At 65.5% G+C, this 15,728-nt stretch carries 11 protein-coding genes; 7 read left to right on the top strand and 4 right to left on the bottom strand.

The window, feature by feature from the left end; all coding sequences use genetic code 11:
* Positions 1-86: 86 nt before the first annotated feature.
* The 3 genes from ACXMYJ_RS22530 to ACXMYJ_RS22520 form a co-directional block, all read right to left on the bottom strand.
* The gene (locus tag ACXMYJ_RS22530) at positions 87-1,031 is read right to left on the bottom strand and encodes a M56 family metallopeptidase (protein ID WP_260752987.1); all 945 of its coding nucleotides are present in this window, start codon (positions 1,029-1,031) and stop codon (positions 87-89) included.
* Positions 1,028-1,414 (bottom strand): BlaI/MecI/CopY family transcriptional regulator, encoded by a 387-nt coding sequence (locus tag ACXMYJ_RS22525; protein WP_260752986.1) that lies wholly within the window; start codon positions 1,412-1,414, stop codon positions 1,028-1,030. Before ACXMYJ_RS22525 ends, ACXMYJ_RS22530 begins: the two co-directional genes overlap by 4 nt.
* 280 nt (positions 1,415-1,694) lie before the next feature.
* On the bottom strand, positions 1,695-2,714 hold the full coding sequence (locus ACXMYJ_RS22520; RefSeq protein WP_011893697.1) for a M23 family metallopeptidase: 1,020 nt from the start codon (positions 2,712-2,714) through the stop codon (positions 1,695-1,697).
* Between the two features lie 510 nt (positions 2,715-3,224).
* On the opposite strand from ACXMYJ_RS22520, the gene ctaD reads away from it, so the two are divergent.
* From ctaD to ACXMYJ_RS22490, 6 genes are all read left to right on the top strand, one after another.
* Entirely contained in the window at positions 3,225-4,970 is a 1,746-nt protein-coding gene (ctaD, locus tag ACXMYJ_RS22515; RefSeq protein WP_099962915.1) for an aa3-type cytochrome oxidase subunit I, read from the top strand.
* Between the two features lie 148 nt (positions 4,971-5,118).
* A complete protein-coding gene (locus ACXMYJ_RS22510; protein WP_041800675.1) occupies positions 5,119-5,613 on the top strand; it encodes a hypothetical protein in 495 nt (164 codons plus the stop codon).
* A gap of 169 nt (positions 5,614-5,782) precedes the next feature.
* Positions 5,783-6,763 (top strand): c-type cytochrome biogenesis protein CcsB, encoded by a 981-nt coding sequence (ccsB, locus tag ACXMYJ_RS22505; RefSeq protein ID WP_011893700.1) that lies wholly within the window; start codon positions 5,783-5,785, stop codon positions 6,761-6,763.
* A gap of 103 nt (positions 6,764-6,866) precedes the next feature.
* Positions 6,867-9,053 (top strand): acyltransferase family protein, encoded by a 2,187-nt coding sequence (locus ACXMYJ_RS22500; protein WP_011893701.1) that lies wholly within the window; start codon positions 6,867-6,869, stop codon positions 9,051-9,053.
* 870 nt (positions 9,054-9,923) lie between these two features.
* Entirely contained in the window at positions 9,924-12,482 is a 2,559-nt protein-coding gene (locus ACXMYJ_RS22495) for a heavy metal translocating P-type ATPase (protein WP_049777259.1), read from the top strand.
* Entirely contained in the window at positions 12,479-13,300 is an 822-nt protein-coding gene (locus ACXMYJ_RS22490) for an adenylate/guanylate cyclase domain-containing protein (RefSeq protein ID WP_011893703.1), read from the top strand. Before ACXMYJ_RS22495 ends, ACXMYJ_RS22490 begins: the two co-directional genes overlap by 4 nt.
* A 415-nt stretch (positions 13,301-13,715) precedes the next feature.
* Here ACXMYJ_RS22490 and ACXMYJ_RS22485 read toward each other — a convergent pair whose 3' ends face one another.
* Positions 13,716-14,672, bottom strand: coding sequence for a L,D-transpeptidase (locus tag ACXMYJ_RS22485; protein ID WP_011893704.1), 957 nt, complete (start codon positions 14,670-14,672; stop codon positions 13,716-13,718).
* Between the two features lie 176 nt (positions 14,673-14,848).
* On the opposite strand from ACXMYJ_RS22485, the gene ACXMYJ_RS22480 reads away from it, so the two are divergent.
* On the top strand, positions 14,849-15,622 hold the full coding sequence (locus ACXMYJ_RS22480) for a cytochrome c biogenesis CcdA family protein (protein WP_011893705.1): 774 nt from the start codon (positions 14,849-14,851) through the stop codon (positions 15,620-15,622).
* The last annotated feature ends 106 nt before the right edge of the window (positions 15,623-15,728 follow it).

The following is a 15,728-nucleotide window of genomic DNA, read 5'->3' as shown; positions in this document are numbered from 1 at the left end:
GCCGCATTTACGGCGCAACGACGCCGTGCAGCGCGGTATTTGGATGCGCCAAGAATGTCGTGAAGTCCTTAAGCGCGGTGAGCCGCTCACGCGAAGCAGATCAGTACGCCCGATAGCGACAGAGTGACGATCGCCAAGGGTGTGGCGGCCATCGCTGCTACTGCACCGCTGAGCGTGACTTGGGTCTGGATGCGGGCGAACCGTCGTGGTGGCTTCGACAACCGCTCGGCACGGGCGAGCACGGCGATACCGGCGGCGGCCAGACCCTGAGCCGGGGCGGTGGCACCCGCGAGGGTCAACAACCCCGCGAGCAGCGGCTGACGGCCATGGCGACGAGCGGCCGCATCGTCGGCGCACATCTCCAACAGAGAACTGATGTGGCTGGCTGCGCTCGCGAAGAGCCCGCATGTGGGCAGCGCGGCGGTCAGGCCGCGCGCCGCGGCAACGATGTAGGCGTGCCGGCCGTCGAGGTGAGCACGCTCGTGGGCGACGACGGCCGCTAGTTGGCTTTCATTGAGTGCGGCAAGAGCTGCGGAGGTCACTACGATCGCCGGTGGGCGGCCCGCCACGCAATACGCCGCAGGCTCGGATGCCTCGATGACCACGACGTCGCTTCCGTGTGACCTGCCCACCAGGCGTACGGCGTCGGCGTGCGCGAAGGTGTGGGTGCGCATCCGGCCCAGAGCGCGGCTCAGGCGAATGACGACGGCGATCAGACTTCCGACCGCGATGGCTACCGCGACGGTTGCGACGATTCGTGCCGGCCACCCGGCGTGGCCGACGAGAATGGCGCGCAGACGTTCTAGGCACGTGACGAGCAGCGCGTCGGGGCTGTCCCAATGCCCAGCGGCTTCGATGAGCAGCAGCGCGGCGGCGGCAACCGAGCAGCCGAGAACCGTCACGACAGCGGTGATCCACGCGGCTATCGCCAGGCGCGGAGCCCCGCCGTCGGCGGTGATGTGGACCAGCACCTTCGGTCCGATGGACAGGACTGCCGCGACGTACAGCAGCAACGCCGCCGCGACGGTCATCGGCGACTTGACTTGCGGGCCAGGCGCCGCAGCGCAGCACGCAAGTCAGCGGATTCTTCGGCGTCGATCTGCGCCACGAAATGACTCAGGACCGCCTCTGATCGACCGCCGCCGCTCAGTGCCTCCAGCATGAGTCGTGCACTGTGCTCCTCGCGGGTCAGGGTCGGCCGGTAGCGGTAAGCCTTGCCGTCGCGTTCACGCGACAGCCAACCCTTTCCGTGCAAGTTGTCCATCGTCGACATCACTGTGGTGTACGCGATGTGGCGTTCGGTGCTCAACTCGTCGAAGATGTCCCGTACCGTGCTGTCGGCCTCGGGGTCTCGGTTCCAGAGGCGATCCATGATTGACGCCTCGAGTTCTCCGAAGCCACGCACCCGAGCCATGTTCGAACCTCCTGAATTGGTCAGTAGGTAGCTTACGGTGTCGATCGGTGTGCCGGCGCTGAAGTGAGCACACGGCGCCGACTGTGATCGCGCGGCGGCCAGCCGGGCTCGACGTGATTCTACTGACGTCAGTAGCTGGCTGCTAGCTTTCCGCAGCGGGCATGCTTTAGCGATGCGGCGGCGAGGCCGGGCCTTCCGCCTCTGATCGCCCGGCCTCTCCTGGGGAGTTGTCTTCGTGAGACGGCTGTGCTCGCATTGTGTAGACGGTCAGGCAGCTGCCCTAGCCGTTAGGCACTCCCCGTTCCCCCAACCACGCCATCGGATCGGTCTTGACCGATCCGTTGCGGTGCACCTCGAAGTGCAGGTGCGGTCCCGTCGAATTGCCTCGGTTGCCCATGGTGGCGATCTGGTCGCCGGCCATCACCCGCTGGCCCGTTTGCACCATCGTGGTGTCGATGTGACCGTAGAGCGTAACTGTGCCGTCCGCGGCAAGGATCTTGACCCACATGCCGAAACCCGGTGTCGGACCGGAGGCAATCACGTCGCCATCGGATGCGGCGTAGATCGGAGTGCCGACGGCGTTGGCGATGTCGAGTCCGGCGTGCAGGGTGCCCCACCGGGCTCCGAAGCCCGATGTCAGGATGCCTCGGGCAGGAAAGGTGAACTGGGGGCGCCGAAGTCGCGCCTCCCGCTGCGCCCGCTCCTGAGCGAAGGCCGCGCCGTTGGCCAATTCCTGTCGATGGATCCCAGCATCGAAACCGTTTGCCACAGGGATGATCTGCATCCCCGAGGCGTCGGGGAGGGCAGTCGGGGACGCCGCAGAGTCGGCGACCAAAACCGGCTGCTGCGCCTCGGTTTCGTCGACCGCTGCGTTCGCTGCGGCGGCGATCGCGCCGACGGCGATAGCAGTGATGACCAACCTGCTGTGCACCGCACCGGTGGCCGCGGGGGTTCGTCGATGCGCTCCGCCAGATGCGCGGAGGGTAGCGCCCGACTGCGCCCGAGACGGCGGTGGACGTTCCCTAAGACGTGCCCCGCCGACGGGAGCCGGCACGGTCGGTGACGCTGCCTTCGTGGCACCTTTCGGTGGGAGCAGCAGCCGTGGCGACTCATCGGCCACATCGTTGAGGTCGTCGAGTTCCGGTGCGCTCAACACCTCGAAGTCCATAGCGAACGGATCGCTGCGACAATTGGCCATATCCAGCAACGCGCCGAACTCGCCGAAGGCGATGATCTCGGTGACGTCAGTGGCCCCACGATCGGCCGGCGCGTCTGGTCGCGCGAGTCGGTGGTGCACCACTTCGAAGTCGATCCTTTGCCGTTACCGATTCGTTATCTGGTTGGCGAGACGCTAACCCAACACCGGCTACTGGGCAAGTCACGAACCGCCGATGAACGCCCCCGCCTGACATCACACGTTACTTAATGGGTTGGGACGCAATCGGTTTAATCAGGAACGCACGCAACAACGTGAGGAGCTACTTTGCTAAGTACGTACGTAGTAGAACCAGATTAAGGACGACCGTCAGGCTCGGACGTCGTTCGTGACACCTCAATACAGCTCCCCGCGCCGCGAGACTGGCACCTCCCTAACGCACCGGAGGTCGGCTCGAAGGGGCTGGGCCGGAGCGGGTGCGAGTGCTGGCTCGGCACCCGCCCCGGCAGGACGCCCGTCACCGGGCGATGTGGCTCACTGATGGGTCCAGCACTTCCAACTACACAAGCTAGTACTAACCTACGCAGTAGGATATCCTACGTATGTAGTCCGTAGATTCGAAACGGGGTCCGGGCCCGTGGCGGGAGGAGTCTTATGGTCGCCGATGCGCCACCGGTCGGGGAACTGGAGGCACGCCGCCCCTTCCCCGCCCGGATGGGCCCGAAGGGCAATCTGATCTACCGATTGATCACGACCACTGATCACAAGTTGATCGGCATGATGTATTGCGTCGCGTGTTTCGCGTTCTTCCTCATCGGCGGGTTGATGGCGCTGTTTATTCGCACCGAATTGGCGGTGCCCGGCCTGCAGTTCCTGTCCAACGAGCAGTTCAACCAGTTGTTCACCATGCATGGCACGGTGATGCTGCTGTTCTACGCGACACCCATCGTGTTCGGCTTCGCGAACCTGGTGCTGCCGCTGCAGATCGGCGCCCCTGACGTGGCGTTCCCTCGGTTGAATGCGTTCTCGTTCTGGCTGTTCCTGTTCGGTGCGCTGATCGCCACTGCCGGGTTCATCACCCCCGGTGGCGCCGCGGATTTCGGCTGGACCGCCTACACGCCCTTGTCTAGTGCTATCTATTCGCCAGGCGCCGGCGCCGACCTCTGGATTCTCGGCCTGATCGTCGGCGGGCTGGGGACGATCTTAGGCGCGGTCAACATGATCACCACCGTGGTGTGTATGCGTGCGCCGGGCATGACGATGTTTCGGATGCCGATTTTCACCTGGAACATCTTGGTGACGTCGATTCTGGTGCTGCTGGCGTTCCCGCTGCTGACCGCGGCTCTGTTTGCGTTGGCCGCCGACCGGCACCTCGGCGCGCACGTCTACGACCCTGCCAACGGCGGTGTGCTGCTCTGGCAGCACCTGTTCTGGTTCTTCGGTCACCCCGAGGTGTACATCATCGCGCTGCCCTTCTTCGGCATCGTCAGTGAGATCTTCCCGGTGTTCAGCCGCAAGCCCATCTTCGGGTACACCACGCTGATCTACGCGACGCTCGGTATCGCCGCACTGTCGGTGGCCGTGTGGGCGCACCACATGTACGCGACCGGCGCGGTGCTGCTGCCCTTCTTCTCGTTCATGACATTCCTGATCGCCGTCCCGACGGGCATCAAGTTCTTCAACTGGATAGGCACGATGTGGAAGGGGCAGTTGACGTTCGAGACACCGATGCTGTTCTCCATCGGTTTCATCGTCACGTTCCTTCTCGGTGGTCTGTCTGGTGTGCTGCTGGCCAGCCCGCCGCTGGACTTTCAGGTCACCGACAGCTACTTCGTGATCGCGCACTTCCACTACGTGTTGTTCGGCACGATCGTGTTCGCCACCTACGCGGGCATCTACTTCTGGTTCCCGAAGATGACGGGCCGCCTGCTCGACGAGCGCCTGGGCAAGCTGCACTTCTGGCTGACGTTCATCGGTTTCCACACCACGTTCCTGGTGCAGCACTGGCTGGGCAACGAGGGTATGCCGCGTCGCTACGCGGACTACCTGCCTAGCGACGGGTTCACGACGCTGAACGTGATTTCGACGATCGGTGCGTTCATCCTCGGTCTGTCGACGCTGCCGTTCCTGTGGAACGTGTTCAAGAGCTGGCGTTACGGCGAGGTCGTCACCGTCGACGACCCCTGGGGCTACGGCAACTCCCTGGAGTGGGCCACCAGCTGCCCGCCGCCGCGGCACAACTTCACCGAGCTGCCCCGCATCCGTTCCGAGCGCCCGGCGTTCGAGCTGCACTATCCGCACATGATCGACCGGATGCGCCGCGAGGCACACGTGGGTCGTTCGCACGGACCCGAGGACGGCGACGTTACCCGGCTCGACGACGCTCAAGTGCGCACCTAAACCGATCGGCCACAATGCTGATATGCAAAGGCGCGCGCTATTCCAGCCTGATGCGCGGTCACTGCCGAGGCGGCCTCATGCCGCTGTTGAGGCCGCAGCGGGTCGGTGAATCACCTAAAAGGCCTACATGATTCGGGGAGACTTCGAGATGGCCGAGGTGATGTGGGAGGCCGCCGAACCCTGCCTTACGGAAGCGCAGCGTGTGACGGCGCTCACGGCGCTACACGTTGGTGAGCCGAGCATGGCCATTCTGGTGGTAGTAAAAGCCCTGTCCCGCAGCGGTTATCCACTGCCGTCCGAGCTGCACGAGGAATTCCACGAGTGGTTGCGGCAGCGTCCAGGTGCAGGGTCTCACCCCGAGTGGTCGCTCCTCGAACTCCGCGTCATGGCAGCCGACGTGAAGGCAACCGCCGACGTAAGCATGATCAACGGTTGTTTCGGCGATGCAACCCTCTGCTACTTCATCCTCGACGACGCTGGCGTGGCGGATGCCTCCCCGGAGCAACAAGCCGACGCGCTGAGGGCATGGCTATCAGCTAATCGACCGAGTCCATCGCTGCGAGCAGATATGCGGCTCAATGGATTCGGATTTCTTCTCGACACTCCCGAACCTCCGTCATGCGGCGGGCTGGGCACGCCGTGAACGTTTTCGGGTCGCGGCAGCCGACCGCACACTGGGTCCAATACCGTAAACAGACGTCGCGCTCGCAGAGACGATCGCAGGGAGGCGAGACGAGCGGAGGCAGACGAGCGAGGTTGTGGTCTGGCTACGCTACGCCGATAGTCCTCAACGGCAGCGTGAGATCTCAGACGTGAACGTAGTTGGCACACGGGAATCTCTGGCGCTGTATTCGGACTGGGCGTACGCATCAGCGGTGGGCGTGCTGACGCTTGCATTGTTGCTTCTTGCAGCGACTTTCGCGATCGGTCGGACAAGGACACTCGAGAGGTCTATGGCACCTGTAGGGGTCTCGCTCGACAGCGCAAGCCCGGGTGTCGTCACCGAGATGCCGCGGCGATCGCGGGCAGAACGTATGGAGCGTGCTGGAATAGCCGTGGTCTTCGTGGGTACCGTCTTACTCCTGATGTGCATTGTCCTGCGCGGCTTGGCGACCTCGCGTGCCCCCTGGGGCAACATGTACGAGTTCATCAACTTGACTTGCTTGTGCGGCCTCGTCGCCGCGGCAGTCGTGTTGCGCCGCCCGCAGTTTCGCGCGCTGTGGGTGTTTGTCCTGATCCCGGTGTTGATTCTGCTCGCGGTGTCGGGCAAGTGGCTGTATGCCGACGCCGCGCCCGTGATGCCTGCGCTGCAGTCGTATTGGTTGCCTATTCATGTGTCGGTGGTGAGCCTCGGCTCCGGTGTGTTCCTTGTCGCCGGAGTGGCAAGCATTCTGTTCCTGGCCAAGACGTCGACTCATGGTGAGCTGCGGGGCGACGGGGGGAACGGGTACGTCGCGGGCATCATGTCCAGGTTGCCCGATGCACAAGTTCTGGACAGGATCGCCTACCGCACCACGATCTTTGCGTTCCCGACTTTCGGGTTTGGCGTCATCTTCGGCGCGATCTGGGCCGAGGAGACGTGGGGACGCTTCTGGGGTTGGGACCCCAAGGAGACGGTGTCGTTCATCGCATGGGTTGCCTACGCGGCCTACTTGCATGCCCGCTCCACCGCGGGGTGGCGTGACAGGAAGGCTGCTTGGATCAACGTGGCCGGCTTCGTGGCGATGGTCTTCAACCTGTTTTTCATCAATCTGGTGATTGCTGGGTTGCACTCCTACGCCGGGGTGGGCTGACGTCGAGGCCAGAGGGTGCGGACGTACTCGGCACACCAGTTTCGTCTGGCCGCGTCATGACCGCGGCTGAACTCATGACTCCCGTGGTGTCGTCTCGACGACCATGCTGACCTCCGCCCCGCCCCGGACGGCGCCGCGTACCGATTCCGGGCGCCCCGCCCCTGCCTTGACGGGCACTGGGGCTCCCGGGTTCTACCGCCACGACCTCGACGGCCTGCGTGGCATCGCCATCGCGCTGGTCGCGGTGTTCCACGTGTGGTTCGGCCGGGTCTCCGGTGGCGTCGACGTGTTCCTCGCGTTGTCCGGCTTCTTCTTCGGCGGCCGGCTGCTGCGCGCCGCCCTGACGTCGACCGCCTCCCTGGCACCCGTGCCCGAGGTCAGGCGTCTGGTCCGGCGCCTGCTTCCCGCGCTGGTGGTGGTCCTCGCGGCCTCCGCGGGGTTGACGATCCTCGTTCAGCCCGAGACCCGGTGGGAGACGTTCGCCGATCAGAGCCTCGCGAGCCTCGGCTATTACCAGAACTGGGAACTGTCGAGCACGGCAGCGAACTACCTGCGCGCGAGCGAGGCGGTCAGCCCGCTGCAGCACATTTGGTCGATGTCGGTGCAGGGGCAGTTCTACCTCGCATTCCTGCTGCTGGTATTCGGCATCGGCTTCCTGCTGCGCCGCCTACTCGTGGGCAGGCACCTGCGGGTCCTTCTGATCGTCCTGCTATCGGCGCTCACCATCGCCTCATTCGTGTACGCGATCGGTGCGCACCAGGCCGACCAGACCACTGCCTACTACAACAGCTTCGCCCGGGCCTGGGAGTTATTGCTCGGGGCGCTGGCGGGGGCGTTGGTGCAGCACGTCCGGTGGCCGATGTGGCTGCGGACCCTCGTCTCGGTGCTCGCACTGGCCGCGATCCTGTCGTGTGGCGCGTTCATCGACGGCGTCGCGGAGTTCCCCGGACCGTGGGCGCTGGTCCCGGTCGGGGCGACCATCCTGCTCATCCTGAGCGCCGCCAACCGTGCCGCCGACCCGCACCTCGCCCGCGCCGACGGCCGGATGCCCCTGCCGAACCGCCTCCTGGCCACCAAGCCGTTCGTCTCCCTCGGCGCGATGGCCTACTCGCTGTACCTGTGGCACTGGCCGCTGCTGATCTTCTGGCTCGCCTACAGCGGACATGCACAGGCCAACCTGGCCGAGGGCGCGGGCGTCCTGCTGGTCTCCGGGGTGCTGGCCTGGCTGACGACCCGCTACATCGAGGTGCCGCTGCGGCTGCGTGCGACCAGCTCGGCCAAAAAGGCGAAGGCCGCCGTACCGCTGCGCACGCGCCTGCTTAGGCCCACCATCGTGTTGGGCTCGGTGGTGACGCTGTTGGGCGTGGCGCTGACGGCGGCGTCGTTCACCTGGCGCGAGCACGTGGCGGTCCAGCGCGCCAACGGCGAGGAGCTGGCCGGGCTGTCGCCCCGCGACTACCCCGGTGCACGCGCGCTGATCGACCACGCCAAGGTCCCCAAGCTGCCGATGCGGCCGACGGTCCTGGAGGCCAAGGACGACCTGCCGCAGAGCACCGCCGACAGCTGCATCAGCGACTTCGCGGACCCGAGTCTGCGCGAGTGCGCTTTTGGTTCCAAAACCGCGACCCGCACCATCGCGGTGGCGGGCGGCTCGCACGCCGAGCACTGGATCACTGCGCTGGACCTGCTCGGCCGGCTGTACGGCTTCAAGGTCGTGACCTATCTCAAGATGGGCTGCCCCCTATCAGGAGAGCGAGCGCCCCGTATTCCGGGGTCGGGAGAGCCGTACCCGCAGTGCTTTGATTGGGTTCAAGCCGCCATGCGCGAGATCGTCGCCGACCGACCAGATTTCGTGTTCACCACCGTGACACGACCACGGGATACGCAACCCGGCGACGTCATGCCAGATGTGTACCTGCCGATCTGGCAGGCGTTCGCAGAAAGCGGTGTGAAGGTGCTTGGCATGCGCGATACACCGTGGCTGGTCCGCAACGGCGAACCTTTCTTCCCTCGCGACTGTCTGGCCGACGGCGGCGACGCGACGACGTGTGGCATGCCACGAGCGCTCGTCCTCGACGACGTCAATCCCGCTGCAGATCTCACGAATCGTTTCCCGCTGATGAAAGTGATCGACATGAGTAGTGCGATGTGTCGCGACGATTATTGCCGAGCCGCCGAAGGGAACATCCTGATCTACCGAGATTCTCACCACTTGACGGCGACGTACGTGCGGTCCATGGCGCCAGAACTCGGGCGCAGGATTGGTGCTTTGACGGGATGGTGGCCCTAGCGGGGCCGTGATGCGCGCACCATGGGCGTTCTGCTTGAGGCTGTTAGAGCTTGCTCGGTTGCCATCGTTTCTCCAGAGCGGATTCACGTAGTCCATCGCCACCACATTCCAACCATCGCGACGCCACCAACAAGTACTATCTAGGTACGTAGATAATGCGGCGGCGAGCAGAGTCCCCTCAGGGTGCGTTGCTGCGGCTACACAAGACGAGAGGGAGGAGGAGGCCTCGCCGTTTGGCAGGCCCAAAGTTGGGCATGGCATACAAAAGTGAGCCACGGGGCAGAGCGCAAGCAACACGGCGTGCCGCTGGTAACGGCGAGATCGCCGCTGCCCTCGTGCAGTGGGCCGTGTCTCGGGGGTGGACCGCTCGGACCAGTCCCGATGGGTGCTGGCACTTCTACGACCCCGATGGTGAGTACGTGGCGTACTGGCCATCGAAAGCATCCTCAGGCCCCGGTCACCGTTGGTAGACAGTGCGGCTCACCCGTTCCCCGGCAGCGCCTTGCAACGCCGGCAGGATTATTCGTGTAGCCAATGCGTGCGGGTGCGCTGGCGGCCTTGCAGCCAAATGGCGCCGTCGATATCCAATGCGGCGATCCGAGTGAGGCGCGGGCACCTTCGCGCCACATTGGTTGCGGGGCAACGGCTCTCGGGTAGGTCAGTCCGTCTACACGGGTTTCTCGCCGAGCCGTTGGCGGCACGCAGACGTTCTGCCACACGGCGGTTCCCCTGGGGGGCGTCGGAGAGGGTCTCTCGGCGGCGCCGGCGCTCGCCTTGGAATCTGTCGGGTCGCATGCGTGTCGTCGACGTCGGCGGATGCCGCCGACGCGCGGGTTCGCGCAAATTGGTGTTGACGAGTCATATGCACACATGCGTATTATTGCATGTATGGCAGATCGCAACGGCGAGAAGGTAGGTCGCCTCGGCGCGGACGGGGCGCCCACACATAGGACCCTGGCACTCGACCTGACAGACCTGCTTCCCGACAGCGACGAGCGCTGCGCTGACCGCCTGACGCGCGGCCTGGTGGATGACGGGATCATCGAACAGGCCCACGTTATCGATGGCGACACGCCCAAACCCCGCCTGTGCGTGCACTACGACGCCGAGGCTGCGTCCGCGACAGAAGTGCAGCGGCGGGCTCTGGAGGCGGCCGACACGATTACGTCGATGTATGGGCACCTGCGGTGGTTGACCACAGGCACTCATGACGATATGGCGATGCGCACTGCGCTCGTCGACACGCTGTCGACGATTCCCGGCGTCGTCGCCGCAGCCGCGACACCAGATTCAGTCGAGCTGGAGTTCGAGCGGACGACGGTGACCGCCCAGGAACTCGTAGACGTGATCGCCGCGCAGATGGCGCCGTCGGGGAGCGCCGCGGACGCGGAAGCAGCCGTCGCGCACGACGGAGACGGCGCCGACCATCAACACGGTCACGGCGGGATCTCCGGCGAACGCACCGAACTGGTCTTTGCGGGACTGGCGGGCGCGCTCCTACTCACGGGCTGGTTATTGGCCGCCTTCGCCGATACGCCACGGTCGGCCGAGGTGGTGGTCTACGGCCTGGCGTTCTTCTTCGGCGCGTTCTTCACCGTGCAGGAAGCCTTCGCCAGTGTGCGGCAGGGCCGGTTCGAGATCGACTTCCTCATGCTCGTCTCCGCTGCGGGTGCGGCGGCGCTCGGCGAAGTCGCCGAAGGTGCGCTCCTGCTGTTCCTCTTCAGCGTCGGACACGCACTCGAGGGCTATGCGATGGGCCGGGCTCGCCGGGCGATCGAAGCGCTCGCCGAACTCGCCCCCAAGACGGCGCTGGTGCGACGCGGCGGCACCGGCGACACCGTCGAAGTGTCCGTCGCGGACCTGCGCATTGGGGACATCGTCGTCGTGCGCCCCAACATGCGTCTGGCCGCAGACGGCTTCGTCGTGGCAGGCAGCAGCAGCATCGATCAAGCCCCGGTGACCGGGGAAAGCGTCCCCGTCGACAAGATCCCGGTCCCGGACGTGGCGGCAGCTGCGGCGTCACCCGAGCTCATCGACGCGGCATCGCGAGTGTTCGCCGGCACCATCAACGGCGCCGGCGCCATCGAGATTCAGGTGACCCGGCTCGCCAGTGACTCCACCCTGGCCCGGGTGGTGCGTCTGGTGGCCGAGGCGCAAACCAAGACCACCTCCACGCAGCGCTTTACCGACCGCTTCCAGCGGATCTTCGTGCCCGTGGTCCTGGTCGGTGTGGTCCTGCTGCTCTTCGCCGGGTTCGTGGTCGACGAGCCGTTCACTGACACGGTGTACCGGGCGCTTGCCGTCCTGGTGGCGGCCAGCCCGTGTGCGCTGGCGATCGCCACGCCCAGCGCGGTGTTGTCGGCGGTAGCGCGGGCGGCGCGGGCCGGCATCCTGATGAAGGGCGGTGCCGCGTTGGAGGAACTTGGCCGGGTCAACGTGCTGGCCTTCGACAAGACCGGCACCCTCACCGAGGGGCGGCCCCGGATCGCCGATGTCTGCGCCACCGCAGACAGCGACGACGCCGAACTGCTGCGGATCGCCGTTGCCGTTGAGGAGCAGAGCGACCATCCGCTCGCCCGAGCCATAGTCCGCGACGGCCGCGAGCGTCTCGCCGGGGCGGTGACACCCCGCGCGACCGACGTCCGTGCCGTGATCGGCCGCGGCATCGTCGCGTCCGTCGAGGGGGTCGAGGTCTGCATCGGCAAGACCGAGTTGTTCACCGACGCCGCTCAGCCCCCGCCGGCTGAGCTGGCGGCCGAGGTGAATCGTCTCGAACAGGCGGGCCGCACGACGATGCTCGTCCGCGCGGGCGACCGCTGGTTGGGCGCGATCGGATTGATGGACCTTCCTCGGCCGGAGGCGTCGGCGGTCATCGCGCGTCTTGCCGCACTCGGCGTGAAGAACACCGTGATGCTGTCGGGGGACAACCAGCGGGTGGCCGACGCCGTCGCCGCCGAAGTCGGTGTCGCCCACGCCCGCGGCGATCTGATGCCCGAGGACAAAGTGGCCCAGATCGCCGCCCTGCGGGAACGCCACGGCCGCGTCGGGATGGTCGGCGACGGCGTCAACGACGCGCCCGCCATGGCCGGCGCGAGCGTGGGTATCGCAATGGGAGCGGCGGGCTCCGACGTGGCGTTGGAGACCGCTGATGTTGCACTGATGGCCGACGACCTGCGCGCGTTGCCATTTGCAATCAGCCTGAGCCGCCGCTCCTCGCGCGTCATCAAGCAGAACCTGTGGGCAAGTCTCGGAATCGTCGCGGTCCTCATTCCCGCGACGATCTTCGGCCTGGGCATCGGTCCCGCCGTGCTCATCCACGAAGGCTCGACGCTCATCGTCGTCGCCAATGCGTTGCGCCTCCTCGGGATGCCTATGCAGTCGGTCACCCCAGCAGCGCCGCGCGTTGAGCGTGCAGAAGAGACGCCATGACGATCGACTTATCCAGTGCCGCAGATGAATTCGAGCATGCCGACGTCGACACGGTGGTCATCTTCGTGGACATCGCTGGGTTCACTGCGTTCACCGAAACCCACGGTGATCATCGCGCTGCCGAACTGGCAGATCGGTTCGCCACCACAGCCGCCAGGGTCCTCGGGCCCGGCGACGACATGATCAAGACCCTCGGCGATGCCGTGATGATCACCAGTTCGGACCCCACCGCGGCGCTGGCCTTCCTCCGGCGACTCCACGACGAGACCAGTCGCATCGACGGCTTTCCATTGTTGCGCGCCGGCATCTGTGCAGGGCCGGTGGTGAAGCGCCGCGGAGACGTCTTCGGGTCGACGGTCAACACTGCAGCCAGACTGGCCGCCGTCGCCAAGCCAGGCCAGATTGTTGGCAACGCCGAGGCCGCGGCCGCGCTTCGGGCAACAGACCTACTGGCGATGACGTCGTTGGGCCCGCTTCGGTTGCGGAACGTCGGTGCCCTGGTGGAAGCGTTCGCCCTCGACGTCGGAACCCGCCACCAGGAGCACGTCGATCCGATATGCCGAATGCACGTCACGACAGACGCCCAACCGTTGACAATCGCGCACGAGGAAGACACCTACCGGTTCTACTTCTGTTCGACGGCCTGTCTACGCCAATTCGCGCGTCGCGTCGGTGAAGTGCGCACGCCCTCTGGCAACGAGGACCCGCCGACCACGCAGTCGTTCGTCGGAGAGGTCGCGGCGCACTTCGGCGCGCTGGCGTCCCCGCCCCGCGCGCGGAATGCCGAGTCGACCTCACCTCCGGCAAACACCTCGTAGAGGCCGAAGATGACCTCGTGTCACGAATAGTGTTCGCCGACAACGTTATTCGCGCCAGGGCCTAACCGGTCGCCCGGTGGCAGGAAACGGACCCGCTGCTCATCGAAACCCATCGCCGAGGGACGGTGGTTCCTCGATAAGTCGCCGACATAGATCGTGTGTCGTGGCGTGAGCGCTCGTCATACTGGCGCTGCCGCGTTCGATGAAACCACCGACGGCCATGGGCGAGGACAGGCGTCAGCATCGTCTGTGCGGGATGGCGCTGCCAAGGACCTCTATGGGTACCGGGTTGCGTTCGCTGGGAAGCGCGTTGGTGATGTGGGTGACGATCGCGCTCCTGGTCTTGCGCGCGCGGTTTCGCGAAGGTGCCGAGCGGGGTGCGGCTTGTGACCGCTGGGCGTTTCTGGCTTCGACGTCAGATCTGCCAGTCCTGGGCTCCGTCATTTTCGTCGTAGATGCCGACAGAGTTCTTGACGACGACCGGGTCCCCGCTGCCGAAGTTGTCGTAGAACCACTGCGCATTGGCTGGACTCAAATTGGGGCACCCGTGGCTGACGTTGCGCTTGCCCTGATCGGCGACTGACCAGGGCGCGCCGTGAACGAAGATGCCGGCGTTGTTGATGCGCACCGCGTCTTTGACCTTGAGCTTGTACCCCTCGGCTGCGTCGATCGGCACACCGTAGGTGGAGGAGTCCATCACCATGTCGGCGAACTTCTCGAGCACGTAGTAGGTGCCGTTGGGTGTGTCGTATCCCGGCTTTCCTAAGGACACAGGCATGGTCTTCTCCAGTGTGCCGTTGCGCATGACCTCCATTTGGAGGGTGGCGTTGTCGATGGTCGCCACCAACGAGTCGCCGGTGCGGAAGCTCGACTTCGTGCCGCTGGCATCGATGCTGACCGTGGTGTTGGCAGGCCAGAAGTCGAGGGGCCGCCATCTGAGTTGGGTCGCGCTCATCCAGTAGAACTTCCCGGGGACCGCGGGGGTGGAGGAGATATGGACGGCTTGTTCAGCCAGCGTGCGGTCGGCGATGGGCCGTTGAAAATTGATGACGATGGGTTTGGCGACACCGACCGTCGAGCCGTTCGTCGGATTGAACGTGGGGGGAGCGAAGACCGGTGGGCCGAGGTAGGGCGCCGCGTTCTGGCCGGCTGGTGTGTCTTCGGTAGCCGTCGGCGATGGGCCGGGAAAAGTGCCGGATACCGGAGGGGGGAAGGGATTCGGCACTGCCGAGTCGGGGACCGTAAGGGGGTCACCGGGTGCGGGCACGGGTATCTGTGGCTCGGCGGAGGCCGACGGCGCGGTCAGCACGGTCACAGCCGCTAGAGCGGCCGTCATCATGGCCAAGATTTGCCTGGCTGGCGAGCACCGCATACGGGCCTCTCCGTTCCACTGGTCGCCGACCGATGCTCGCGGCGGCTGACGACGATTTGTTGCTACGTAGTTTGATAGTAGATGATGTGGCGTCGTCGGGTGCCGCAGTGTGGCTGCGGACCTGCGTCGTCGATGAGTGAATTCGGAAACGGTGGATGCGGAGGGTGTCGGACTTCGTGGATGGTGTCACCGCGATCGCTACGTCTGGACACGTCCTTCTCGCGGTGTTCGTGTCGGCGTTGGCTGGGTTGGTGTCGTTCGCGTCGCCTTGCGTCGTACCTCTCGTACCCGGGTACCTGTCTTACCTGGCCGCGGTGGTTGGCGTCGATGATGACCAGGCGCGTGCCCAGCCGCTGGGCAGGGCACGTCTGCGGGTGGCAGGGGCCGCCGGGTTGTTCGTTGTCGGGTTCACGGCGGTGTTCCTGATGGGAACCGTCGCGATTCTGGGTCTGACGACGACGATTATCACCAATGGGGTGCTGTTGCAGCGCATCGGCGGAGTGGTCACGATCGTGATGGGTCTGGTGTTCATGGGTTTCTTCCCTGCGCTGCAACGCGACGCGCGGTTTACGCCCACGTCGTTGTCCACGCTGTGGGGTGCGCCGCTCCTGGGGGCGGTGTTCGGGCTGGGCTGGACCCCGTGTTTGGGCCCGACGCTGACGGGTGTCATCGCTGTGGCATCTGCCACCGAGGGGCCCAACGTCGTGCGCGGCATCGTGCTCGTCGTCGCCTACTGTGTGGGTCTGGGCGCTCCGTTCGTGCTGTTCGCGCTGGCATCCGGACGGGCAATGAGGGCACTGGGCTGGCTGCGTCGAAACGCTCGGCGAATTCAGGTCTTCGGCGGCGTGCTCCTCGTCGCGGTCGGCATCGCCCTGCTGACCGGACTGTGGAACGAGGTGGTGTCGTGGGTGCGCGATGCGTTCGTCAGCAACACCACACTTCCGATATGACGCAGTCGCTTTCGGGCCCTCCGCGCCGTCGCTCGGGACTCCTGTGCTGATCGTGAAGCGCCGAGGCGGTCATGGCGAATCGACGGCGGGATCGGAATGGGGACGG

This window comes from Mycobacterium sp. ZZG (assembly GCF_054786995.1).
Note: the sequence above shows the minus strand (reverse complement) of the source record. Positions and strands in the feature narration are given on the sequence as shown.